This window comes from Streptomyces sp. RK9 (genome assembly GCF_045070545.1).
In the GTDB taxonomy this organism is placed as follows: Bacteria; Actinomycetota; Actinomycetes; order Streptomycetales; family Streptomycetaceae; genus Streptomyces; species Streptomyces alboflavus.
In genome coordinates this window covers 379,206-401,703 of sequence record NZ_CP173704.1, presented here as the reverse complement: position 1 = coordinate 401,703, position 22,498 = coordinate 379,206, and the positions used below count along the sequence as shown (strand labels likewise).

The 22,498-nt window shown below is 73.4% G+C and carries 20 protein-coding genes; 8 read left to right on the top strand and 12 right to left on the bottom strand.

Annotated features, from left to right (window positions below; all coding sequences use genetic code 11):
• The first annotated feature begins 403 nt into the window (after window positions 1–403).
• Window positions 404–850 carry a Zn-ribbon domain-containing OB-fold protein gene (locus tag AB6L24_RS21885; RefSeq protein ID WP_405657611.1) on the top strand — a complete coding sequence of 149 codons (447 nt, stop codon included), beginning with the start codon at window positions 404–406 and terminating at the stop codon, window positions 848–850.
• A gap of 106 nt (window positions 851–956) precedes the next feature.
• On the opposite strand, the gene AB6L24_RS21880 is transcribed toward AB6L24_RS21885, so the two are convergent.
• Window positions 957–1,460, bottom strand: a complete 504-nt coding sequence (locus AB6L24_RS21880) for a GNAT family N-acetyltransferase (protein ID WP_405657610.1) — start codon at window positions 1,458–1,460, stop codon at window positions 957–959.
• Complete coding sequence (locus AB6L24_RS21875; RefSeq protein ID WP_405657609.1) at window positions 1,457–2,176, bottom strand: pyridoxal 5'-phosphate synthase; 720 nt, start codon at window positions 2,174–2,176, stop codon at window positions 1,457–1,459. Before AB6L24_RS21875 ends, AB6L24_RS21880 begins: the two co-directional genes overlap by 4 nt.
• 217 nt (window positions 2,177–2,393) lie before the next feature.
• On the opposite strand from AB6L24_RS21875, the gene AB6L24_RS21870 reads away from it, so the two are divergent.
• On the top strand, window positions 2,394–3,239 hold the full coding sequence (locus tag AB6L24_RS21870) for a calcium-binding protein (RefSeq protein WP_405657608.1): 846 nt from the start codon (window positions 2,394–2,396) through the stop codon (window positions 3,237–3,239).
• A gap of 36 nt (window positions 3,240–3,275) precedes the next feature.
• Here the strand turns inward: AB6L24_RS21870 and AB6L24_RS21865 are convergent, their stop codons facing one another.
• Complete coding sequence (locus tag AB6L24_RS21865; protein WP_405657606.1) at window positions 3,276–4,448, bottom strand: serine hydrolase domain-containing protein; 1,173 nt, start codon at window positions 4,446–4,448, stop codon at window positions 3,276–3,278.
• A gap of 273 nt (window positions 4,449–4,721) precedes the next feature.
• A complete protein-coding gene (locus AB6L24_RS21860) occupies window positions 4,722–5,873 on the bottom strand; it encodes a thiolase C-terminal domain-containing protein (protein ID WP_405663222.1) in 1,152 nt (383 codons plus the stop codon).
• 271 nt (window positions 5,874–6,144) lie between these two features.
• On the opposite strand from AB6L24_RS21860, the gene AB6L24_RS21855 reads away from it, so the two are divergent.
• Together AB6L24_RS21855 and AB6L24_RS21850 are read left to right on the top strand one after the other, a co-directional pair.
• The gene (locus AB6L24_RS21855) at window positions 6,145–7,515 is read left to right on the top strand and encodes an acyl-CoA dehydrogenase family protein (protein WP_405657605.1); all 1,371 of its coding nucleotides are present in this window, start codon (window positions 6,145–6,147) and stop codon (window positions 7,513–7,515) included.
• The gene (locus tag AB6L24_RS21850) at window positions 7,515–7,991 is read left to right on the top strand and encodes a nitroreductase/quinone reductase family protein (protein ID WP_380845943.1); all 477 of its coding nucleotides are present in this window, start codon (window positions 7,515–7,517) and stop codon (window positions 7,989–7,991) included. Before AB6L24_RS21855 ends, AB6L24_RS21850 begins: the two co-directional genes overlap by 1 nt.
• 209 nt (window positions 7,992–8,200) lie before the next feature.
• On the opposite strand, the gene AB6L24_RS21845 is transcribed toward AB6L24_RS21850, so the two are convergent.
• Window positions 8,201–8,848, bottom strand: coding sequence for a TetR family transcriptional regulator (locus AB6L24_RS21845; RefSeq protein WP_016639324.1), 648 nt, complete (start codon window positions 8,846–8,848; stop codon window positions 8,201–8,203).
• A 385-nt stretch (window positions 8,849–9,233) separates the two neighbouring features.
• Between AB6L24_RS21845 and AB6L24_RS21840 the strand changes: the two genes are divergently transcribed.
• Together AB6L24_RS21840 and AB6L24_RS21835 are read left to right on the top strand one after the other, a co-directional pair.
• On the top strand, window positions 9,234–10,013 hold the full coding sequence (locus AB6L24_RS21840; protein ID WP_405657604.1) for a VOC family protein: 780 nt from the start codon (window positions 9,234–9,236) through the stop codon (window positions 10,011–10,013).
• A 188-nt stretch (window positions 10,014–10,201) separates the two neighbouring features.
• On the top strand, window positions 10,202–12,697 hold the full coding sequence (locus AB6L24_RS21835; protein WP_405657603.1) for a PQQ-binding-like beta-propeller repeat protein: 2,496 nt from the start codon (window positions 10,202–10,204) through the stop codon (window positions 12,695–12,697).
• Window positions 12,698–12,783: 86 nt separating this feature from the next.
• On the opposite strand, the gene AB6L24_RS21830 is transcribed toward AB6L24_RS21835, so the two are convergent.
• The 3 genes from AB6L24_RS21830 to AB6L24_RS21820 all read right to left on the bottom strand — a co-directional run bounded on the left by AB6L24_RS21830 (window position 12,784) and on the right by AB6L24_RS21820 (window position 15,298).
• Complete coding sequence (locus tag AB6L24_RS21830; RefSeq protein ID WP_405657602.1) at window positions 12,784–13,578, bottom strand: enoyl-CoA hydratase/isomerase family protein; 795 nt, start codon at window positions 13,576–13,578, stop codon at window positions 12,784–12,786.
• Window positions 13,575–14,039, bottom strand: coding sequence for a Zn-ribbon domain-containing OB-fold protein (locus AB6L24_RS21825; protein WP_405657600.1), 465 nt, complete (start codon window positions 14,037–14,039; stop codon window positions 13,575–13,577). Before AB6L24_RS21825 ends, AB6L24_RS21830 begins: the two co-directional genes overlap by 4 nt.
• A gap of 107 nt (window positions 14,040–14,146) precedes the next feature.
• The gene (locus AB6L24_RS21820; RefSeq protein WP_380845928.1) at window positions 14,147–15,298 is read right to left on the bottom strand and encodes a lipid-transfer protein; all 1,152 of its coding nucleotides are present in this window, start codon (window positions 15,296–15,298) and stop codon (window positions 14,147–14,149) included.
• A gap of 112 nt (window positions 15,299–15,410) precedes the next feature.
• Here AB6L24_RS21820 and AB6L24_RS21815 point away from each other — a divergent pair, with 112 nt between their 5' ends.
• Window positions 15,411–17,072, top strand: a complete 1,662-nt coding sequence (locus tag AB6L24_RS21815; protein WP_405657599.1) for a fatty acid--CoA ligase family protein — start codon at window positions 15,411–15,413, stop codon at window positions 17,070–17,072.
• 118 nt (window positions 17,073–17,190) lie between these two features.
• Window positions 17,191–17,814, top strand: coding sequence for a Uma2 family endonuclease (locus AB6L24_RS21810; protein WP_405657597.1), 624 nt, complete (start codon window positions 17,191–17,193; stop codon window positions 17,812–17,814).
• A 23-nt stretch (window positions 17,815–17,837) separates the two neighbouring features.
• On the opposite strand, the gene AB6L24_RS21805 is transcribed toward AB6L24_RS21810, so the two are convergent.
• From AB6L24_RS21805 to AB6L24_RS21790, 4 genes are all read right to left on the bottom strand, one after another.
• Window positions 17,838–18,221: a VOC family protein gene (locus AB6L24_RS21805; RefSeq protein ID WP_405657595.1), complete on the bottom strand. Its 384-nt coding sequence runs from the start codon at window positions 18,219–18,221 to the stop codon at window positions 17,838–17,840.
• Between the two features lie 124 nt (window positions 18,222–18,345).
• Window positions 18,346–18,603, bottom strand: coding sequence for a hypothetical protein (locus AB6L24_RS21800; protein WP_405657594.1), 258 nt, complete (start codon window positions 18,601–18,603; stop codon window positions 18,346–18,348).
• 202 nt (window positions 18,604–18,805) lie between these two features.
• The gene (locus AB6L24_RS21795; RefSeq protein WP_087884557.1) at window positions 18,806–18,994 is read right to left on the bottom strand and encodes a sigma-like protein; all 189 of its coding nucleotides are present in this window, start codon (window positions 18,992–18,994) and stop codon (window positions 18,806–18,808) included.
• A 200-nt stretch (window positions 18,995–19,194) separates the two neighbouring features.
• A complete protein-coding gene (locus AB6L24_RS21790) occupies window positions 19,195–22,287 on the bottom strand; it encodes an AfsR/SARP family transcriptional regulator (RefSeq protein WP_405657593.1) in 3,093 nt (1,030 codons plus the stop codon).
• Between the last annotated feature and the right edge of the window lie 211 nt (window positions 22,288–22,498).

The window sequence follows — 22,498 nt, the reverse complement described above, 5'->3', positions numbered from 1 at the left end:
CGTTACGTCCCCTCGCGGGATGTATGCGGCGCGCGGGGCGAGGGCCGGCGGCCGTCTGGCGTGGAGAACTGAGAAGAACTGGCGGGTGCTGACGGGAACTGGTGAGAACTGGCGAGGCCTGGGGAGGGCGTGGCGTGGACGGGATCTGGCTCGGCGGTGGTGGTGGAGGGCTCGGTGTGCCCGGTATCGGGCAGGGGGTGTGGTGGTCGGCGAGTGGGTGGTGTGCGGGGGAGAAGGGCTGGTTCGGGAGGGGTGCGGAGGGTGCGGGACGCGTCGGGGGCGCGGGCGTCGCGGTCGGGCGTGCGGGGCGTGCCGAGGGCGCTGGTGTCGCGGCCGGACGTGCGGGGCCTGCCGGGGGTGCGGGCATCGCTGCCGGGTGCGGGCGCGGGTGCGGGGTGTTCCGGTGAGCGGGGCGGAGGCTTCGGGCGTACGTTTCGACCTCCCCGAGCCCGACCCCTTCACCCGCCCCTACTGGGACGCCGCCGCCGAGGGCCACCTGCTCGTCCGCCGTTGCCACGCCCCCGCCTGCGGCCGCGCGCACCACTACCCCCGTGAGTTCTGCCCCCACTGCTGGAGCGAGCACGTCACCTGGGAGCGCGCGAGCGGCCGAGCCACCCTCTACACCTGGTCCGTGGTCCACCGGAACGACCTGCCGCCCTTCGGTACCCGCGTCCCCTACACGGCCGCCGTCGTCGACCTCGCCGAGGGCCCCCGCATGATGACGGAACTCGTCGCCCCCGCCGACGGCCCCCGCCTCGCCCCCCGCCCCGGCCTCCCTCTCCAGGTCACGTTCCGGGAGGTCGCCGAGGGCGTGACGGTGCCGGTGTTCCGGCCCCGGGGGGCGCTGTAGCGCGCCGTAGCGCACTGTCTGCGGTGACCGTGGTGACCGTGGTGGCCGTGCAGCCGTCGCGGCCGTCGACCACCGTGCCCGGCCGCCCATCCGCCCGGCCACGCCGTCAGCGCGTCGCGACCCGCTTCACATAGCGGTGGCACGGCACATGGATCGGGCCGCTGTCGCTCGCCGCCAGGTACTCGAACAGGCCCTCGTCGGTCCAGCCGTTGCGCTCGTAGAACCTGCGGGCCCGCGCGTTGCCGTTGACCACCGCGAGCCACGCGCGGGTGTGGCCCTTCGCCGCCACCCGGCGCTCCGCCTCGGCGAGGAGCGCGCGGGCCACTTCCGTGCCCCGGTGGCGCGCGTCGACGTACACCTGCTCCACCTCGTCGTCGACCACCATCACGAAACCGGCCACCTCGCCGCCGACCGTCGCCACCGCCGTGTCCGCGACCCGCTGCGGCGCCCGCATGCCGAACGACTGCGCCGTGCGCACCGCCACCAGCGCCGCCGGTACGTTGCCGAGGTGGCCGTCGGCCCAGCCCTCGTGCCAGATCCGAGCGATGGCCGCCACATCGGCCGGTGTCGCGGGGCGCAGTTCCACCACGGGTTCCTCGTGGGTCGTCACGGCCACATCAACTCCCTTGCCCAGCCCCCGTTTCCAGCCGCACGGTAGCGCAGCCGCACATGCCGCCTCCGCGCGTCACCCTGGAAGAATTCCACCTCTTGGGGCGCCAGCACGTACAGCGTCCAGCTCGGCGCGTCGGCGTCCGGTTCCCGCGCGGCCCGCTCCCACGCCGCGTCCGAGGCCCGCTCCAACTCCACGTACGCCGTGAGGGCTTCGCTCTGCCGCCCCACGAGCGCCGCCGCGAGCGCCCCCGCCGACCTCGCGTGCAGGTCGGCCAGGGCCTCGGAGTGCGGGGCCGTCCGCACCGGGCCACGCACCCTGACCTGGCGTCCTCGCGCCGGCCAGTAGAAGTGCAGTGCCCCGTACGGGTGCGCCGCGAGCTGTCGGCCCTTGACGCTGGTCGCGTGCGTCGCGAAGTGCCAGCCCTCTTCGTCGACGTCGTGCAGCATCACCGTCCGCACGTCCGGGTCGCCCGCCGCGTCCACCGTCGCCAGACCCATCGTGTGCGGCTCCGGCTGCCCCGCCCGCGCGGCCTCCGCGAACCAGCTGTGGAACAGGCCCACCGGGGCGGGCGGCGCCTTCTGAGGGTCGAACTCCGGCAGCAGCTCCTCGAACTCCGGCAGCCGGACGTCCCACACCTTCTGGGCGCGCAGCAGCCGCCGGAACTCCGTCGCGGGCACGGCAGGGGACTCGGACTCGGGCGTGGGTGTCGTCATGGGGGCATTGTCGTCCCGCCCGCCCCCGTCCCCGCCGCACGCCCCGCCATCGCGTCCACATGCGCGCCGCAAAACCCCGCCGTCACGTCCACATCCCGGCAACGGCGTGGACCGCCTATGTTCATGATCAACTACACAACTCCCTTCATATGCCTCTGGTCTAACGGGATGTACCGAAAGCACCACAGCGCACCGACATCCCGAAGGGCACTTCCGTATGCGCACCTACAGGACCCTCACCGCCACCGCCTCCCTCGTGCTCGCCCTCGGCGGAGCCGCCCTCGCGGCGCCCGCCGCCCAGGCCGCCCCGGCGACCTCGGCCGCGGTCGTCCACGACGGCGACGAACTCGTCTACAAGGCCACCCCCGGCCAGAAGAACCAGCTGAAGGTCGACGAGAAGATCGTCAGCCGCGGCGAGTTCGAGCAGTACCACGAAGTCACCTTCCGCGACCGCGCCGCCATCACCATCAGCGCCGCCGCGGCCGAGTGGGACGAGTGCGTCCACCCCTCGCCGGGCGACCGCACCGTCGTCCGCTGTGCCTTCGAAGTCCCCCTGGGCTCCGACGACTCGGACACCTACCAGGTCGACCTCGGCGACCGTGACGACACCGCGACCCTGCCCGCGGACGGCGAGGCGTGGGGCCGGGTCCACGGCGGCACGGGCGACGACCGCCTCAAGGGCTCCGCGAACGCCATGCTCCACGGCGACGCCGGCAAGGACCACCTCGACGGCGGCGGCGGTCCCAAGGGCTTCGGCTCGTACGGCGGTTCCGGGGACGACACCCTTGTCAACTGCGGCCAGGACTGCTTCGGCGGCACCGGGAACGACTCGCTCTCCGGCACCCGCGAGGAGAACAACCTGCACGGCGACGACGGCAACGACGTCCTGCGCGGCAAGGCGGGCGCCGACACCCTCTACGGCGGCAAGGGCAACGACAAGCTGTACGGCGAGGCCGGCAACGACGCGCTGTGGGGCAACAGCGGCGACGACGTCCTGTGGGGCGGCACCGGCACCGACAAGCTCAAGGGCGGCTCCGGCCGCAACGAACTCCACCAGGACTGACCCGTCCCGGGCGTGTGTGGGGGAGCGGGGGCTCCCTCACACACGGCGCCGCGTCACCGCCTCCGCGACCCGCTGCGTCATCGTCGGCTGCCCGGCCGCGCTCGCCCCGACGGGGTTGTACGCCAGGACGAACCTCCGCCGGCCGTCCACCGTCGAGAACGCCGCCGACGCGTAGCCGTACTGCTCGCCCGTCTTGCCCCACAGCTCCACGCCGTTGACCGTGGCCGTCTGCAGGCCCGCGCCGTACCGCGCCGGGGAGCCGTCCAGCATCCGCACGTCGTCCGGCGGCAGCGTGTGCATGAGCCGGAGCAGGTGCGGCGGGAGCAGGCGGCCCGCGAACAGCGCGGTCAGGAAGCGGTCCAGGTCGTCGCCGGTGGATATCAGCTCGCCCTCGCCCCACGAGTAGGACTGGTCGTACTCGGTGAAGTCCTTGAGGCTGCCGTCGGCCATCGTCAAGTAGCCGCGGACGTGCGGGCCGTGGATGCGGGGGTCGTGGCCCGGTGACGTGACCTCCGTCAGGCCCAGGGGGCGGGTGACGCGGCGGTGGATCTCCGCTCCGTGCGAGCGGCCCGTGAGTTCGCGGATCAGCAGGGCCAGGAGGACGTAGTTCGTGCCGCGGTACTCCTGCGCGCTGCCCGGGCGGAACTTCGTCCGGGGCTCGCGTGTGACCGTCGCGAGCAGGCGCTCCGGCGTCCAGCGGTCGTGGCGGTGCGCGTCTATCGCCTCCGGCGTGGACAGGTCCGGCACGTCCGGGCCGCTCTCGTTCGGAAGGCCGCTGGTGTGCGTCAGGAGGTGCGTGATCCGCACCGGTGCGTAGGTGTCGGGGAGCAGGCCCGGCAGGTAGCGCTGGACCGGCGCGTGCAGGTGGAGTCTGCCCTCGTGCGCCAGTTGCAGCACGACCGTCGCCACGAACACCTTCGTGATGCTGCCGATCCGGAAGCGGTCGTGGCGGCCCACCTCCCGGCCCGTCGTGACGTCGGCGACACCCGAAGTCCCGTACCAGGACGTGCCCGAGCTGCCCGTGCCTCCCATGTCGGCCACCCGCAGGTGCGCCGCCGTGGCCCGCGGGTGGGACAGGTCCGCTATCGCCGCCCGCAGCGCCGCCGGATCCAGCGGTGCCAGGTCGTCGCTACGACGTGAGGCCCGTCCCGTCCGCCCGGCCGCGAAGGCCGGTCCCGTCCCCGCCGACCCGGCCGTCGCCGCGAGCACGCCCCCGGCGACCGCACCCCGGACGAGGGCTCTGCGGGAGGGCCGGAGCCCCGCTGCGGACGGGGAAGCGGTCGGGGAAGGAGCGGACGAGGAGCACGGACCAGCAGAAGAAGTAGCCATGCCTCAAGGCTCCGCCGATTCGCCCCCGCAGTGATCAGGGACAGCCCTGGCCCGACCCTGAAACACCCCTTAGGGCAAGGGAGTTGCACGGGCCCCGACGGACCTACAGGCACCGCCGGACGCACGACCCCCGACAGACGTACCGCACCCCGCCTACCTCCCCAACACCACCGTCCCCGAAGAACAGAACCACCCACCCGTCCCCGACACCACCGCCACCTCCGGCAGCCGCTCCCCGCCGTACGGGGCGGCCCGCCGCACCTGCCGTGCCTCCCCCGCGTCGCCGCGCAACTGCCGTACCGCCTCCACGATCAGGAAGAGGCCCCGCATCCCGGGGTGCTGGGCGGAGAGTCCGCCGCCGTCGGTGTTGGTCGGCAGCTCGCCGTCCCGCAGGAGGCGGCCCTTCTCCACGAACGCGCCCCCTTCCCCCTTGGCGCAGAAGCCCAGGTCCTCCAGGGTCACCAGGGTCATGTAGGTGAAGGCGTCGTAGATCTCGGCGATGTCCACGTCCGCCGGGCCGACCCCGGCCCGTTCGAAGGCGAGCCGCCCGCTGACCGCCGCCGGGGACACCGTGAAGTCCTCCCACTCGGACATCGTGGTGTGCGAGACGTGCTCGCCGGTGCCGAGGACCCACACCGGCGTGGACGCGCAGTCCGCCACGTACTCCTCGGCGGCGAGCAGCACCGCGCAGCCGCCGTCGGAGCGCAGACAGCAGTGCAGCTTGGTGAAGGGGTCCGCGATCATCGGTCCGGTCAGGACGTCGTCCACGGTGATCGGCTCGCGGTACATCGCCTCGGGGTTCGTCGCCGCGTTCGCCCGTGCCTGCACGGCGACCTGCGCCAACTGCTCCAGGGTCGTCCCGTGCTCGTGCATGTGGCGGCGCGCCGCCATCGCGTACTTGGCGACCAGGGTGTGCCCGTAGGGGACCTCGAACTGGAGCGGGCCGCGCGCACCGAACGACAGGTTCGCCGTGCGCCGCCGCGCCTTGAGGTCGGCGCGGGCCGTGGATCCGTACACGAGCAGGACGGCGTTCGCGTGCCCCGCGGCGATCGCGTCGGCCGCGTGCGCCGCCATGACCTCCCAGGTCGCGCCGCCCACGGACGTGGAGTCCACCCAGCGCGGCCGCAGGCCCAGATACTCGGCCACCTCCACGGGCGCGAGCGTCCCGAGGCCCGCCGACGCGATCCCGTCGACGACCTCACGGCCGAGCCCGGAGTCCGCGAGCGCGCGCCGGGCCGCCTGCGCGTGCAGCGCGTACGCCGTCGCGTCGTCGACGCGCCCGCAGTCCGAGAGCGCCACCCCCACGACGGCGACCTTCCGGCGTCCGGAGCCGCGCCCGCCCGCGAAGCCGCGCGCACCTCCCGAACCGCCCCTGCGGACGGGCCTGCGTGAGCCTCCGGAACCACGTGCACCAGCGTCAGCGGCCATGAACCTGACGGTACATCAGATACGCCGGGACGCGGGAGGCCGCACGGCCCTGGGCAACCACGCCCCGGAGTCCTAGCATGTCGGCCCGTCAGTACATGTGACGGTTCGTCAGATCCGGGTCCGCTGGGCCCTGGAGAGGAGCCCGCCGATGGACGCCGCCCTCACCGCGGAACAGGACGAGATCCGCCGCACCCTGCGCGAGATCGTCACCAAACGCTGCGGCCCCGACGACGTCAAGGCCGCCGTCCGCACCCCCGCCGGCTACGACGCCGGGCTGTGGGCCGCCCTCGCCGGACAGCTCGGCCTGCCCGGCCTCGCCCTGCCCGAGCGGTACGGCGGCACCGGCTGCGGCACCCTCGAACTCGCCCTGGCCTGCGAGGAACTGGGCCAAGGCCTCGCCCCCTCACCGCTCGTCGCCACCGCCGGGCTCGCCGCCCCGCTGCTGCTCGCCCTCGGCACCCCCGGCCGCCGCGCCGAACTGCTGCCCCGCGTCGCCACCGGCGAGCTGACCGCCGCCCTCGCCGTCCCCGGCGCCGCACTCGCCACCGCTCTCGGGCTCGTCGGCGAGCACGACGAGCACCGAGCCCACCGTGACGACTGGTCGGGCGGCGGCCGCGCGGGCGGCGTGCAGGCCCGGACGGCCGACGGCGCCTGGCGCCTCTACGGGCAGGTCGACCAGGTCCTCGACGGGCACAGCGCGGAGCTGCTTCTCGTCGCCGCGCACACCGGCGGCTTCGCCCGGTCCCGGGCCCTGCTGTTCCTCGTACGCGGTGACGCTCCCGGTCTCGTACGCGTCCGGCAGACCGCGCTCGACGAGACCCGGCCGCGCGCCCGCCTCGAACTGCGGGACGTGGCAGGCGAGTTGCTGGGTGAGGCGGAAGCGGGCACGGGCCCGGACGTGGGCGCCGCGCTGACCGACACCGGCGAGCGCGTCGCCGTCCTGCTCGCCGCCGAAGCCGTCGGCGCCGCCGACCGCGCGCTCGCCCGCACCGTCTCCTACGTCAAGGAGCGCGAGCAGTTCGGGCGCGCGATCGGCTCCTTCCAGGCCGTGAAGCACCGGCTCGCCGATGTGTACGTACGGGTGCAGGCGGCCAGATCGGCGGCGTACTACGCGGCGTGGGCGGCGGACGTCCACAGCGGGGACGACGAGGGCGGCGGGGGCGGCAGGGACGACGGGGGCGGCGTGGGCGCCGAGCGGGCCGGTGGGCTCGCCCTCGCGCAGGGACTCGAAGCCCTGCGCACCGCCGCTGCCGAGGCCGTCCAGCTGCACGGCGGCATCGGCTTCACCTGGGAGCACGACGCCCACCTCTACCTCAAGCGGGCCTCCGGCGACGAGCTGCTGTTCGGGCCGGTGCACCGGCTGCGGGCGCACGCGGCCGAGCGTGCCGGGGTGTTCGCGGGGGAGGGGGCGGACCGGGCAGAGGGGGCGGCGGCCGCGCGTGCGCCGGAGCGGGGCGCGCCCGCCGTTCGGGTGGTCGGCGCCGGCCGGGGGCGGTCGGCCGACGGGGCGGGCCGCTGATGGCCGCCGGGGTCGGGCTCCGCCTGATGCGCAAGGTGTCCGCGACCCGGGCCTTCGCCCGCGTGGCCCCGCGCGTCGTGCCCGCCGTGGACCGGGGCGTGCACCGGCTCACACGCGGAAAGGTGCTGCTCAGCGCCCGGATGCTGCCCGGTGTGATCTTGACGGCGCGGGGTGCGCGGAGCGGGCTCGACCGGCGTACTCCGCTGGCGTGCGTGCCGGAGGAGGGCGGGAGCTGGCTGCTGGTCGGGTCGAACTTCGGGCGGCCCGCGCATCCCGCGTGGACCGCGAACCTGCTGGCAGGGCCTGACGTCTCCATCAACTGGCGCGGCAGGGACATCCCGGTGCGGGCCCGCCTGCTCACGGGGGAGGAGCGGGCGGAGGCCTGGCGGACGGCGCTGGCGTTCTGGCCGCCGTACGCGACGTACCAGGAGCGGGTGGACCGCGAGATCCGGCTGTTCCGACTGGAGCGGAGGTAGCACACCCGAACGGGTGCGGGCGTCCGGCACCGCGTCGCGCCGTCGCGAAGACGCGCCGTCGCGAAGACGCGCAGCCGCGAAGACGCACCGCCGCGCAGGCGCGCGGAGAGCACAGCGGCGGATCACAGACAGTGATCCGCCGCCGTGGTGACAGGACTCCGGCGCTTGACGCGCCTGGTTGCTGCGGCGCTCGGCGCCCGCTTCGTCGGCTACTTCGTCGGCTTCTTGCCCGTCACGCCCAGGTGCACCAACAGCGCGAGGTTCGGCTTCAGTTCCGCCTGCTTGACGCCCCAGGTCTGGAAGCCGCGCTGGTGCGAGGCGACCGCGGCGAGCATCGCGACCAGGGAGCCGGCCATCGCCGCCGGGCTCACGTCCTTGTCGACCTTGCCCTTGGACTGGAGCTCCTTGACGGTGTCCGTAAGGGAGTTGTTCACCGAATTGAGGATCTTCATCCGGATTTTGTAGAACCGCTTGTCGCCCTCGGCCGCGCCGAGGTCGACCACCCGGAGGATCGCGTCGTTCTTCCGCCAGAAGTCGAGGAACCCGTCGACCAGGTCCTGCGAGGTCTGCAGGGCGGCCTTGCCGACCCAGGAGCGGCCCTCCAGGAGCTGCGTCAACTGCGCGCCCTCGGCGGCCATTTGCTCGGCGATCTCCAGAACGGCGCCCTCGACGTCCGGGAAGTACTGGTAGAACGTCGCCGGCGAAGTGCCCGCCTTCCGGGCGACGTCGATGACTTTGACGTCCCGGTAGGGCGAGGAGCTGAGCATCTCGCTCAGGCAGTCCAGCAGTTTCTGACGTGTCGCCTGACCACGCCGACCGGCCACACGGCCGTCGACGGTACGTACCTGTCCTGTCATGCCGTCAGCTTACCGAGGGGTGATCGGAGCGCGATTCGGCCGAGTGCAAATGGGGTTGAAGGGGTGCCAGAGGGGTGTCAGAGGGGCGCCGGAGAGGTGCAGAGGGGTGACGGGAGGGGGGTGGGGAGCGGGCCGGGGGCGCCCGGGGCGGGTGATGCGCTCCGGCCGGAAACGATCGTCCGCCAGTGCCCCGTCGCCTTCCCTGTCGCCTTCCCTGTCACCGGCCCCGTCACCTCCTCGCCGCCCCGTCGTCGCCCTGAGTCACCCCGCCGGAATTGGCCAAGTGTTCGAATCGAAGTGCTGCGGGCCCGTCGGCGTGCGGCTAGCTTGACTGTGACGGAGGCCACAGGGCGGCCCTCCGCGGGTGAATCGAGGGAACGGGCTCATGGAATTCGCGGAAGGCGTCCCCTGCTGGGTGGACGCGATGCTCCCCGACGTCGAGGGCGGCAAGCGCTTCTACGGCGAGCTCTTCGGCTGGACCTTCGACGACGGCGCCGGAGCGGAGTACGGGAACTACACCCAGGCGTTCCTCGCCGGTGAGCCCGTCGCCGCGCTCGCCCCCAAGCCGGACGGGCGCATGCCCACGTCCTGGACGGTCTACCTGGCGACGCCGGACGCGGCCGCCCTCGCCGCGCGGATCAAGGGCGCCGGTGGGCAGATGATCATGGACCCGATGCCGGTCGGGCCGTTCGGCACGACGGGGCTCGCGGCCGACCCCGAGGGCGCCGTCTTCGGCCTCTGGCAGGCGGGCACGCACGTGGGCTTCGGTGTTCAGCGCGAGCCCGGCGCCTTCTGCTGGACCGAGGTGTACGCCCGGGCCAAGGAGACGGTCGACCCCTTCTACGAGGGCGTCTTCGGCTACGGGGGTCAGGACCTGGACGACGCGGGCGAGGACTTCCGGATCTGGTCGCCCGCCGGGGCCAGGCCGGGGCCCGAGACCGCGATCGGCGGCCGGGCCCTGATGGGCGGGTCCTTCCCCGCCGAGATGCCCCCGCACTTCCTCAACTACTTCGTCGTCGCCGACTGCGACGCGGCCGCCGCCACCGCCCGCCACCTCGGGGGCCGCGTCCGCGACGAGCCGCAGGACACGCCGTACGGCCGCATCTGCACCCTGGTGGACAACCAAGGGGCCGCTTTCGCCGTCCTCCAGGAGCCGGGTATCTGAGGGCATCACCCCATTTGATGTACCAGTACGTCACCTTTGTCCCGAAACAGCCCGATCTTGCCCCGGGTTCGCAACCGTGGCCCGAGCCAGGAAGAATCAGGGTGCGTGCCGCCGTAGCGGCTCGGTGGTGAGACGCTGCACGGGGCTGCTCCAAGCGGTGGCCGCGCGTACGGGGAGGTGGCAGGCAAGTGGTGGACCAGCTGACGCAGCACGATCCGCGGCGGATCGGCCCGTTCGAGGTCCTTGGACGGCTCGGCGCCGGTGGCATGGGACTCGTCTATCTCGCGCGCTCCGCCTCCGGGCGACGCGTGGCGATCAAGACGGTCAGAACCGAGCTCGCCGAGGACCAGCTGTTCAGAGTCCGCTTCACGCGCGAGGTCGAGGCGGCCCGGGCCGTGTCCGGCTTCTACACGGCCGCCGTGGTCGACGCCGACCCGCGCGCCGCCGTGCCCTGGCTCGCCACCGCGTACGTGCCCGCGCCCTCGCTCGAGGAAATAGTGAACGAGCACGGGCCGCTGCCCACCCAGGCCGTGCGCTGGCTGGCCGCAGGCGTCGCCGAGGCCCTGGAGTCCATCCACGGCGCCGGGCTCGTCCACCGCGACCTGAAGCCGTCCAACGTGCTCGTCGTCGAGGACGGCCCCCGCGTCATCGACTTCGGCATCGCCTCGGGCGTCTCCAACACCCGCCTGACCATGACCAACGTCGCCGTCGGCACCCCCGCCTACATGTCGCCCGAGCAGGCCAAGGACTCCCGCAGCGTCACCGGCGCCAGCGACGTCTTCTCCCTCGGCTCCACCCTCGTCTTCGCCGCCACGGGACACGCCCCCTTCCACGGCGCCAACCCCGTCGAGACCGTCTTCATGCTCCTGCGCGAGGGCCCCGACCTGGAGGGCCTGCCCGACGAGCTGCGGCCCCTCATCGAGTCCTGCATGCAGATGGAGGCCGCGCTCCGGCCCACGCCCGGCGACCTCCAGGCCCAGCTCGCCCCGCACCTCTTCGCCTCCGAGGGCAACGGCGACGACAGCGGCACCGCATCCGCCTGGCTGCCCGAGCGGGCCGTCGCGCTCATCGAGGCACGCCGGGGCGGACGCCCGCCCGCGCGCGCCGCCGCCACCTCGGGCTCCGGGGGCCGGGGAGCCCGCGGCAACTCCGCGGCCGGGGCCTCGGCCGCGCCCGTGTCCGCCGTCCCGCCGCCGCCCCGGCAGGCCCCCGCCGTGCCCTCGCACGCCCCCGGTCTGCCCTCCCAGGTGCCCGCTGGGGCCTCCCAGCCGTTCCACGCGCCGCCCCCCGGCGCCTCCCAGCCCTTCCACGCGCCCGGCCACGCCGCGCCCGACGCCGGACCCGTGCAGCTCGCCGGGGCCCAGGTGCCGATCGGGCCCGGGCCGCGCGTCGCCGAGGCCCGCGGCGCGGCGGCGCCCGTCGACTCCGGGCTCGCCGGGTCGTGGTCGCGGTCGGCGCAGGCGCCGGGGCGGCCCGGGGCCAACGGGGTCGACGCGGGCGTCACCGGCGGTGCGGGCGGTGCGGGGGCGGGCGCTCCGGCGCCGGGCTCCGGCGCCCCCGCGTCCTGGCGGCCCTGGCGGTTCCGCATGTCCAACGACGTCTGGGGGACGCCCGCCGTCGCCGGGAACCTCGTGTACGTCACGTCCTTCGAGGTGCACGCCCTCGACGTGAGCACCGGCCGGCGCAGCTTCAAGACCCGCGACGTCGCCTGGTCCATGGCCGTCGCCGACGGCCGCATCCACGCCTCCGACGGCCCCACCCTCTACGCCCTCGACGGCACCGACGGCTCCGACCTGTGGCGGATCCAGACCGACGCCTGGGTGTACGCCCTCCAGGCCGACCGGGGCACCGTCGTCACCGCGACCCGCGGCGGCGGCGTGCAGGGCTGGGAGGCCGCGAACGGCGAGAAGCTCTGGGAGATCACGAACGCCCAGACCGAGTTCGAGACGCCCGAGGCCGCGCCCGTCATCGTCGACGGCACCGTGTACGTCTGGAAGGACGCCCGGCTGCGCGCCGTCGAGGCCCGCACCGGCATCGAGCGCTGGTCCTACCCCGTCGGCGACGCCGCGTCCTGCGGCGGCGTGCCGGTCCGCGTCACCCAGGCGCCCGACGGGTACGCGTACATCGCCGCGGGCACCCGCGTCCTCGCCGTCGACGTGGCCGCCGGGCACGTGCGCTGGCACTTCGAGGCGCCCGCCGCGTTCCTCTGTCCGCCCGCCTTCGCCCCCGGCCCCGCCGTCACCGGCGGCGGCGTGTACCTCGCCGACTATCTCGGCACCGTCTACGCCCTCGACGCCACCGACGGCCGCGACCGCTGGCGCATCGCCACCGAGGCCCGCTCCTCCGTCGACCCCGTCCTCGTCGCCGACGGCCATGTGCACGTGGGCAGCGGCAAGGGCCTCTACACCCTCGACGCCGTCACCGGCACGCCCAAGTGGCGCTTCCAGGCGGGCGGCGAGGTCGTCGGCTCCCCGGTCGTCGCCGACCGGCGCATCCACTTCGGCGCCACCGACCACCTCCTCTACACCCTCAAGGCCGACGACGGCCGCCTCCGCTGGAAGCTCGCCACCGGCGGCGAGATCACCGGTGCCCCGGTGGTCAGGGACGGGGTGGTGTACGCGTGCAGCAAGGACCGCTGCGTGTACGCGCTTGACGCGGAGCGGGGCACGGCGACGTCGCGCTGAACCGCGGACCGGGGTGACCTGGCGCCCGGCGTGGCGCCGGACGCCTGCCCCCGCCGGACGCCTGCCCCCGCCGGGCGCAGGGCGCCCTACCGGACGCGGAAGCCGGCGCCCCGGCCGCGCCCCGCGAACAGCTCCGCCTGCCGTGCGGCGTCCGCGTTGCCGAGCGCGATGAGGTGCGGGGCGTGCGCCATGGCCTGCGTGCGGGCGGCCTCCTTCGCGGACCAGACGGCCCGCACCGTCCCCTGCACGGCCTCCGTGGGGAACGACGCGACGGTCGCGGCGGCCCGCACCGCCGCGGCCACCACCTCCTCGCCCGCCACCACCTCCGACACCAGGCCGATCTCGTACGCCCGTCGCGCGGACACCCGCTCCGCCGTCCCCATCAGGGACATCCGCGCCACCTCCCCGAACGGCATCCGCTGCGCCATCGCGATCGCCTCGTACGCGCTCACCATCCCGTACGTCGTGTGCGGGTCGAAGAACGTGGCGTGCTCCGCCGCGATCACGAACTCGCACTCGCCGATGAGGTAGAACGCCCCGCCGCACGCCATGCCGTTCACGGCGGCGAGCACCGGCTTCCACAGGTCGTTGGCCTTCGGTCCGACGGCGAGGAGGGGGTCCTCGATCGAGTACGGGGACGACGGCTGCGGGACCTCGGCGGTGCGGTCGATCCCCGTGCAGAAGGCCCGGTCGCCCGCGCCCGTGAGGACGACCGCCCTGACCGTGTCGTCGCCCCGGAACTGCCGCCACAGCCAAGCGAGTTCGGCCGCCGTCTCCGGGGTCAGCGCGTTGTGCCGCTCCGGGCGGTCAAGGGTCACCACGGCGACCCCGGTCCTCTCGTCCCGCTCGACGCGCAGCCCGGCCGCCTCCGCGTCCGTCATGACCGCTCCAGGACCCACTGCGGCAGCACGACGCCGCCGCGCTCGGCGAAGACCACGTGGACGCGGGCGCCGATGCGGAGGCGTTCCGGTGGGACGGAGTTGGGGGGCGCCCCCGCCCTGGCGACCAGGTTGCCGACCAGGCGGATCCTGGGGGCGTCGGTCAGTTCCACGAGGATCGCGTTGTACGGGGAGAGGGCGGCGTAGGCCGGGAGGAGCGGGGGGTGGGGGATCACGTAGGACCAGATCCTGCCCTTGCCGGTCATGCGGCGCCAGGTGGTGTCGAAGGAGTGGCAGTGGGGGCAGCAGGGCCTCGGGGGGAAGCGGGGCTCGCCGCAGGCGTCTTCTGCGCAGGCCTGGATGCGGAGTTCGCCTCGGGCGGCGTAGGTCCAGAAGGGGGTGCCGTCGTCGTCCACGACCGGGGTCAGGAGTTCCGTCGTCGCTGTCGGGGTCGCGTCTGCCATGTTGCTCTCCCTTTTCCGTGTGCGGGTCCGTTGTGGCTGGTCGCGCAGTTCCCCGCGCCCCTGGGTGGGTCCGCCTCCGCAGGCCGTCGGGTGCTCCCGCACGCTCCCTACGAGGCGCGCAGCAGCAATGCCGATGTCGGGACTCCCTCGCCCGCCGTCACCAGGCACGTCCTCGCTCCCGGCACCTGGGCCGTGCTCGTGCCCCTGAGCTGCTTCACGCCCTCGTTGATCAGGTTGAAGCCGTGGACGTAGGCCTCGCTGAGGCCGCCGCCGCCCGTGTTGAGGGGGAGGCGGCCGCCTATCTCCAGGGCGCCGCCCTCCGTGAACGCGCCGCCCTCGCCCCGGTCGCAGAAGCCGTAGCCCTCCAGGGAGAGCGGGATGAGAGGGGTGAAGGCGTCGTAGATCTGGGCGACGTCGACGTCGTGGGGGCCGAAGTCGGCCTGTTTCCAGAGCTGTCGGGCGGCCGTCCAGGCGGGGCCCGAGAGCGGGTCGTCGTTCCAGTAGTTGACCATGCCGTGGTGCTGGGCGGGCAGGCCCTGGGCGGCGGAGTGGACGTAGACGGGCCGGTGGCGGCAGTCGCGGGCGCGCTCGGCCGAGACGACGACGCAGGCCAGCGCGCCGTCCGTCTCCAGGCAGTTGTCGAAGAGGCAGAGCGGCTCGCTGATCCAGCGCGAGGTCATATACATGTCCCGGGTCAGCGGGCGTTCGTACATCATCGCGGCCGGGTTCTGGTTGGCGCGGTTGCGGCAGGCGAGGGCGACGTTGAAGAGGTGGTCGCGGGTCGCGCCGTACTCGTGGAGGTAGCGGCGGGTCAGCATGGCGATCTCGTCGGCGGGGCGGAGCAGGCCGAAGGGGCGTGTCCACTGGGCGGGGGTGGGGAGTTGGGCGGTGGTGTTGCGCCAGGGCCGGGGCCCGCTGCCGCGTTTGCGCGAGCGCCAGGCCACGCCGACGCTCGCCTGCCCGGTGGCGACGGCGGACGCCAGATGCGCGACGGTCGCGCAGGAACCGCCGCCCCCGTACCCGACCTTGCTGAAGAACGTGACGTCCCCCGCGCCGATCGCCTTGGCGACCTCGACCTCGTCGGTCTCCTCCATCGTGTACGAGGCGAACGCGTCGACCTCGGACGGCGCGATGCCCGCGTCGTCGAGCGCGGCGAGGACGGCCCGGCAGGCCAACGTCTTCTCGCTCTCGGGGAGTTGTCTGGCGAAGGGGGTCTGTCCGATACCGGCTATCGCTGTGGCGTCCTTGAGTGAGGCCATGGCTTGCACACCTCCGCGCGCGTCGTGGGCGAGCCCTCGCTGCTGACAGCGCGTCAGGCTACCGCTAATCTGACGGATAGTCAGCTAGTGGGCGACGGCGGGAGGGGCGGCCATGCGCGGCGACCTGGAGTGGGGCAGCGTGCCGGGCCTGGTCCGGGCGGCGGCGAAGCGGTACGCGGACCGGGAGGCGGTCGTCGAGGGCCGCACCCGGGTGACGTACCGCGAACTCGGCGACCGGATCGAACGGGCCACCGCCGCCTGCATGGCCACCGGCGTCGAACCGGGCGACCGCGTCGCCGTCTGGGCGCCCAACACCCTCGACTGGATCGTCTCCGCCCTCGGCGCGGTCGGCGCGGGCGCCGTCCTCGTCCCCCTCAACACCCGCTTCAAGGGCACCGAGGCGGCGTACGTCCTCGCCCGCTCCCGGGCGAAGCTGCTCTTCGTCACCGGTACGTTCCTGGGGACTTCGTACGTGGCGTCGCTGCGGCGGGCGGCCGGGGAGCCGCCGGAGTTCGGGGGCGGGGCGGCGGGCGACGTCTCAAGCCCCGGGCCCCTGCCCGGACTTCCGCATCTCGAACAGGTCGTCGTCCTCGCCGACGACGCCCCCGAGGACTTCCGCACCTGGAAGGACTTCCTCGCCGGGGGCGACCGGATCACGCACGAGGCCGTCCGCGCCCGCGCCGCCGCCGTCACCGGCGCGAGCCCCTCCGACATCGTCTACACCTCGGGCACCACGGGACGCCCCAAGGGCGCCGTCATCACCCACGCCCAGACCCTGCGCTGCTACGCGATCTGGAGCGACCTCGCAGGGCTCCGAGAAGGCGACCGCTACCTCATCGTGAACCCGTTCTTCCACACCTTCGGCTACAAGGCCGGGATCATCGCCTGCCTGATGCGGGGCGCCACGATGGTCCCCCAGCCGGTCTTCAACGTCGACACCGTCCTCGCGAACATCGCCGCCGAACGCATCTCCGTCCTGCCGGGACCGCCCACCCTCCACCAGTCCCTCTTGGACCACCCGGCCCGCGACGCCCACGACCTCTCCGCCCTGCGCCTCGTCGTGACCGGCGCGGCGGTGGTCCCCCTGCGCCTCGTCGAACGCCTCCGCGCGGAGCTGCGCATCGCCACCGTCCTGACGGCGTACGGCCTCTCCGAGGCGAGCGGCATCGTCTCGATGTGCCGCAGGGGCGACCCGGCCGAGGTCATCGCGTCGACGTCGGGCCGGGCGATCCCCGGCACGGAGGTGAAGGTGGTGTCCCCCGCGGGCGACCCCCTGCCCCCCGGCACCCCCGGCGAGATCCTCGTCCACGGCCACAACGTCATGAGCGGCTACTTCGAGGACCCCGCCGAGACCCGCAAGGTCCGCACCCCCGACGGGTGGCTGCGCACCGGCGACGTCGGCGTCCTGGACGCGGCCGGCAACCTGCGCATCACCGACCGGATCAAGGACATGTTCATCGTCGGCGGCTTCAACGCCTACCCCGCCGAGATCGAACAGCTCCTCGGCACCCACCCCGAGATCGCCGACGCCGCCGTCATCGGCGTCCCCGACGCCCGCCTCGGCGAGGTCGGCAAGGCGTACGTGGTGCGGCGCCCGGGCTCGACCCTCACCGCGGACGACGTGATCGCCTGGTCGCGGCGCGAGATGGCCAACTACAAGGTGCCGCGTGCGGTGGAGTTCGTGGCGGAGCTGCCGCGGAACGCGAGCGGGAAGGTGGTGAAGGGGGAGCTGCGGCGGCGCGAGGGCTGGGGTGCGGACCACGGCCGCCACTGACGCCACTCGCACACTCGTGCGACTTCGGCGTTGCCCGCGCACTCCTACGAGTGGCGATACCGTAATACGGGTAGGACGCAACATCCCCTCTTGCACGATCGCCTCCATGGGAGCAGTCATGGCCGCAGAGGCACACGGCGAACACCGCGAGCAGCAGGTGTCGGCCAACTCCGAGAACTGGATGTACCCGCCGGAGGACGGCTGGACATGGGACCAGGTTCAGGAGCTGGACGTCCCGTTCGACTGGGATCTCGTGGACGGGAAGATCGTGGTACGTGGGGTGGCGAAGGTATGGCATCAGCAGGTGCGGGACGAACTGCACTTTCAACTTCGCCTGGCGAGGCGTCCGCCATGCGCCACCCTGAGTGAGCAATGGGTCATGTTCGACCAACGTAACGTCCCCAAGCCTGACGTGATCGTCTTCGACAAGACCGGCCTGGACCTCGCGAGTCTGGACTGCATTCCCGTTGCGAGCGTCGTTCTCGCGATCGAGATCGTCTCCCCCGGCTCCCGCAAGGACGACCGCTTCCTCAAGCCGGGCATGTACGCGGAGGCGGGCATCGCCTCCTACTGGCGCGTCGAGCGCGGCGAGGACGACGTCCCCGTCGTGCACGAGTTCTGGCGCCACCACGAGGCGGGGGTCTACGCCCCCAGCCCCGAGCAGCCCACGCACATCGGCAAGCTGACCACGGATGTGCCCTTCCCGGTCGACATCGACCTGCGCGGCCTGATCGAGTTCTGAGGGCTGACCGGGCCCCGGGGCGGTCACGCCGTCGCGGCGCGCTCTCCCGTGCTGCGCTCCACGCAGAACTCGTTGCCCTCGATGTCGGCGAGGGTCACCCAGCCGCGTCCGTCCGGCAGCCGGTGGTCGGCCACGAGGGTCGCGCCGAGCGCGATCACCCGCTCGACCTCCTCGTCCCGCGTGCGGTCCTGCGGCTGCAGGTCGAAGTGCACGCGGTTCTTCACGGTCTTCTCGTCCGGCACGGTCACGAACAACAGCGTCGGCCCGCCCGGCGTGCTCACCAACGCCTCCGGGTCCCCCGGAGAGTCCTCGTCGGAGACCGCCCCCTCCAGGACCTGGGCCCAGAACGACCCGAGCTTGTAGGCGTCGGAGCAGTCGAAGGTGATGTGGCGCACGAGAGTTGTCATGGGCGCACTATCAAGCACGGGGGTGGGGCGGGTCCACCCAATTCCGTGGGGTGGGGCGGTGCGGTTCCGGCCCGTGCGGCAGGCCGGGGCCGAGCGGCGGCTCGGCCCCGGCCCGGTCAGGCCGTCAGGCCGGCGGCGCGGGCAGGTGGCCCTCGCCGAACGGCGCCAGCGGAAGGTGCCCCTCGGCAGGAGGAGCGGGCAGGTGACCCTCGCCCTGCGGCGAGGTGGGCAGGTGCCCCTCGCCTCGCGGCGCGACGATCGGCAGGTGGCCCTCGCCAGGAGGCGCGGGGGCGTGGCCGTCGGCGAGCGCCGGGGATACCGCTCCCGCGGTGGCTGCGGCCATCACGGCGACGGTCACGAAGATCTTTCTGGTTCGGGTCATTCGAACTCCTTGGAGGGGGCAGACTTTCAACAACTGACTCTAGCCGTACATAAGTGCGAGAGTCCGAACAAATCCCGCTAAAGTAACGGGAGTTGGAGCTCAGCGAGCTGCGTCGAGGCATCCCGCGGGCGTTCGGAAAGACTTCGGCCGCGACGGCTCCCCCTCCGCGCCGCCGCGGCCGATCCCCGTCGGAATGAAAGTCTCAGGCGTCCTTCGCGGGCGGGGCCGGGATGTGGCCTTCGCCCTTGGTGGTCGCTCCGCCCTTCGGCGGCGGCGCCGGGATGTGGCCTTCGCCGGTCGGGACGACCGGGCCGTCCTGCGGCGGGGCGGGTATGTGCCCCTCGCCCATCGGCGCGAGGTTCTGCGGCTTCTTCTTCTTGGCTTCGCTCATGGTCGCAACTCCTGAAGGTGCGGGGCTCCGGGACTGGACCGCCCGCTCAGCAACTCCCCCGAGGGTCGCTGAACGGGCGATCGGGCCGCTCACGATAGCTGTGGGGCCCACGCGACCCGTCTGCCCCCCGACGCGACGGATCGATAAGTAGAGAGTGGCAGCCACTCATAAACGTTCGATGAACGCCCTCGACAGGCGTGTCACGCCGCCGCTACAGGATGGAGCAGGGCACGCACCGTGTCGGCCTCCCGGGCTCCGGCCTCCTCGTGCAGCGCGAGCGCCTTGAGCCAGCAGGCCCGTGCCCGGTCGAGTTGCCCGAGGGCGTTGAGGGCGCTGCCCAGCAGCGTCAGGATGTTGGCGCGCATCCAGTCGCCGCCGACGCAGCCGGTGGCGAGGGCCTGCTCGGCGTGCTGAGCCGCCTGTGCCGGGCGGCGGGCGGCGAAGTGGACCTGGGCGATGCGGTAGTGGGACGTACCCTCCCACAAGCGCTGGCGACTCTCCACGAACAGTTGCAGCGCGTCGGTCAGATGGTCGAGCCCCTCCGCGTGCCGGCCCGCGTGGCTGAGGCAGATCCCGAGAGCGGTCCGCGCGTTGGCCATCCGGAAGGTCAGGCCGAGATCGTCGTAGATGGCCACACCCTGGCGGGCGAGCTCGATCGCCTGATTGGTGCGGCCGAGCGCGACCAGGACCCTGGACCAGTTGCAGAGCGCGCTCGCCTCGCTGGGGCGGTTGCCGTCGAGCCGGAAGACCTCGATCGCGTCGAGCAGATGAGCCTCGCTCGCCGCGTGCTGGTTCAGGCAGTAGGAGTTGATGCCCAGCTCGTTCGCGGCGTTGCCCTTGGTCCAGAGGTCTCCGGAGGCCTGGGCCAGCGCGGCGGCGTGCTCCAGTTCGGCGATGGCGTCCTCGAACCGGCCGATCTTGGACAGCACTTGGGCGAGGCTCACCCGGGCGCGGCCCTCGGCACGGCCGTCCTCGATCTCCGCCGCGGCGTCGCGGGCCGCACGCGTCGCCAGCTCGTACCGGTACGAACTCGCTCCCGACTCCGCCAAGTCCTTCGCCGCGAGCAGGAGATCCACCGCGCGCCGCAGCCCGACGGGTCCCAGCGACTGCTGCACGCAGGCGAGGATGCACGCTGCCTCGGCGTGCAGCCAGTCCAGGGCCGTGGTGGCATCGCCGAAGCTCAAGCCCGCCCGCTGCGGCGTCTCCAGGTGATCCACCGTCCTGTCCCCGGGACGCTCCACCGTGTAGACCTGCACCGCCGACGCCAGATAGAAGTCCAGCAACCGCGACAGCGCCGCGTCCCGCAGGCCCGGCGGGAGTTCGTCCCGTTCCGCGCAGGCGCGGGCGTAGAGCCGTACGAGGTCGTGGTAGCGGTAGCGGCCGGGTGCGGCGGACTCCAGGAGGGAGGTGTCGACGAGGGACTCCAGGAGGTCCTCGGCGTCCTCCACCGGGAGGTCGAGCATCGCGGCGGCGGCCGCCAGGGAGATGTCGGGGCCGTCGGCGAGGCCGAGGAGGCGGAAGGCGCGGGCCTGGGCGGGCTCCAGCTGGCCGTAGCCCAGCTCGAACGTGGCCTCGACCGCGAGGTCGCCCGCCTGGAGCTCGTCGAGGCGCCGCCGCTCGTCGGCGAGCTTGGCGGCGAGCGTGGCGACGGTCCAGGTGCGGCGCGCGGCGAGACGGGACGCCGCGATCCGGATCGCCAGCGGCAGGAACCCGCACGCCGCGACGACGTCGAGCGCCGCCTCGCGCTCGGACGCCACCCGCTCCTCGCCGATGATCTTCGTGAAGAGCTGCAGGGCCTCGTCGGGGGACATGACGTCGAGGTCGACGAGGTGCGCCCCGGCGAGGTCCACCATCCGCATCCGGCTGGTGACGAGCGCCGCGCACCCCTCCATGCCGGGCAGCAGCGGCCGCACCTGCGCGGCGTCGCGGGCGTTGTCGAGCAGGACGAGGACACGCCGGCCGTCGAGGACGGAGCGGAACAGCGCGGCCCGCTCCTCCAGCGTCTCCGGGATGGCGTCGTCCGCCGTGCCGAGGCCCCGCAGGAACGCGCCGAGCACCGTCTCGGGCTCGGCGGCGCGCGGCCCGGCGCCCTGGAGGTCGACGTACAACTGCCCGTCGGGGAAGTGGGCCCGCGCCGCATGGGCGACGTGCACGGCGAGCGTCGTCTTCCCCACGCCCCCGATCCCGGCGAGCGCCGACACCGCCATCACCCGCCCCTCCGCCGTCGACAGGATGTCGCTCAGCTCCTTCACGAAGGAGACGCGGCCGGTGAAGTCCTGGACGGTGGCGGGCAGCTGGGCCGGGCGGACGACGCCCGCCGAGGGTTCCGTCGCGGGGGCGGAGGGCTCGGCGAGGGCCGGGTCGGCCTGGAGGATGCGCTGTTGGAGTTCCTGGAGGCCGGGGCGCGGGTCGACGCCGAGTTCGTCGGCGAGGAGGCGGCGGGTGTCGGCGTAGACGGCGAGGGCCTCGGCCTGGCGTCCGGAGCGGTAGAGGGCGAGCATCAGGAGTTCGCGCAGGCGCTCCCGCAGGGGGTGCGCCGCGGTGAGAGCGGTCAGCTCGGAGACGGACTCGGCGTGCCGGCCCTGCTCCAGGTCCATGTCGAGGCGGGCTTCGAGGAGTTGCAGGCGCCACTCCTCGAGGCGCGTGCGCTGGGCGTCCGCGTAGGGCCCGGGGACGTTGGCGAGCGGCTCGCCGTCCCAGAGGGACAGGGCCTTCTTGACCAGGGAGCGGGCCTGGTGCAGGTCACCGAGCCCCCGCGCCCGCTCGGCCGCCGACCACAGCTGCTCCGCCTCGGCGAGGTCGAGCACACTGTCGGCGGCCCGTACGGCATAGCCGCCGGACTCGCTGACGAGGGCGCCGGAGGGCAGCACCTTGCGCAGCCGGGAGGCGTACGTACGGATCGCGGCGAGCGCCTGCGAGGGCGGGTCCTCGCCCCAGATGGCGTCGATGAGTTCGGAGGCGGTGGCGGTGCGTCCGTCGCGGAGGAGCAGGGCCGCGAGCAGGGCGCGCTGCTGGGGGGAGCCGGTGGGCAGGGGCTCTCCGCCGAGCCAGGCACGCACGGGCCCGAGCACGCTGAAGCGGGCGGCGGGCTGCGGCGCGTCGGGGGCGCCGGCGCCGTCCACGGGCACGGCGCCTTGCGGACCCGCGGACCCGTCCGGCCCGTCGGCCCCGAGCGCACCCGAAGGCACGCTCCGCGCCTCCCCGTCCACAGCTCGCGACACCCGCGCCGTTGTGCCAGGGTCGCTTTCCGCCGCCGAACGCCGCTGCTCCGGCACTCGCGGTAGTCCGTCCATCGCTCCCCCTGCTGCCCTGCCGTACGCAGTTGCTGAAGTCTTCTCAAATACGCCCAACTGTGCCCGGCTGTGCCTGGTTTGTGCCCGCATCGGACCTGCCCTGCCCGTGCGGCTTGCTGCGGTGCACAGTTTGCCTTGTCCGGAGCGGATGCGTCAGCCGTGGGAGACGGCTCTCACAGGGTTCCCGCACCAGTGACTGAATCCGGACAAC

Bases quoted from the DNA above. Each gene is read 5' to 3' on its own strand.
- AB6L24_RS21875 (WP_405657609.1), bottom strand. From the start codon at position 2,176: ATGACGACACCCACGCCCGAGTCCGAGTCCCCTGCCGTGCCCGCGACG.
- AB6L24_RS21870 (WP_405657608.1), top strand. From the start codon at position 2,394: ATGCGCACCTACAGGACCCTCACCGCCACCGCCTCCCTCGTGCTCGCC.
- AB6L24_RS21855 (WP_405657605.1), top strand. From the start codon at position 6,145: ATGGACGCCGCCCTCACCGCGGAACAGGACGAGATCCGCCGCACCCTG.
- AB6L24_RS21850 (WP_380845943.1), top strand. From the start codon at position 7,515: ATGGCCGCCGGGGTCGGGCTCCGCCTGATGCGCAAGGTGTCCGCGACC.
- AB6L24_RS21845 (WP_016639324.1), bottom strand. From the start codon at position 8,848: ATGACAGGACAGGTACGTACCGTCGACGGCCGTGTGGCCGGTCGGCGT.
- AB6L24_RS21840 (WP_405657604.1), top strand. From the start codon at position 9,234: ATGGAATTCGCGGAAGGCGTCCCCTGCTGGGTGGACGCGATGCTCCCC.
- AB6L24_RS21830 (WP_405657602.1), bottom strand. From the start codon at position 13,578: ATGACGGACGCGGAGGCGGCCGGGCTGCGCGTCGAGCGGGACGAGAGG.
- AB6L24_RS21825 (WP_405657600.1), bottom strand. From the start codon at position 14,039: ATGGCAGACGCGACCCCGACAGCGACGACGGAACTCCTGACCCCGGTC.
- AB6L24_RS21820 (WP_380845928.1), bottom strand. From the start codon at position 15,298: ATGGCCTCACTCAAGGACGCCACAGCGATAGCCGGTATCGGACAGACC.
- AB6L24_RS21815 (WP_405657599.1), top strand. From the start codon at position 15,411: ATGCGCGGCGACCTGGAGTGGGGCAGCGTGCCGGGCCTGGTCCGGGCG.
- AB6L24_RS21810 (WP_405657597.1), top strand. From the start codon at position 17,191: ATGGCCGCAGAGGCACACGGCGAACACCGCGAGCAGCAGGTGTCGGCC.
- AB6L24_RS21805 (WP_405657595.1), bottom strand. From the start codon at position 18,221: ATGACAACTCTCGTGCGCCACATCACCTTCGACTGCTCCGACGCCTAC.
- AB6L24_RS21800 (WP_405657594.1), bottom strand. From the start codon at position 18,603: ATGACCCGAACCAGAAAGATCTTCGTGACCGTCGCCGTGATGGCCGCA.
- AB6L24_RS21795 (WP_087884557.1), bottom strand. From the start codon at position 18,994: ATGAGCGAAGCCAAGAAGAAGAAGCCGCAGAACCTCGCGCCGATGGGC.
- AB6L24_RS21790 (WP_405657593.1), bottom strand. From the start codon at position 22,287: ATGGACGGACTACCGCGAGTGCCGGAGCAGCGGCGTTCGGCGGCGGAA.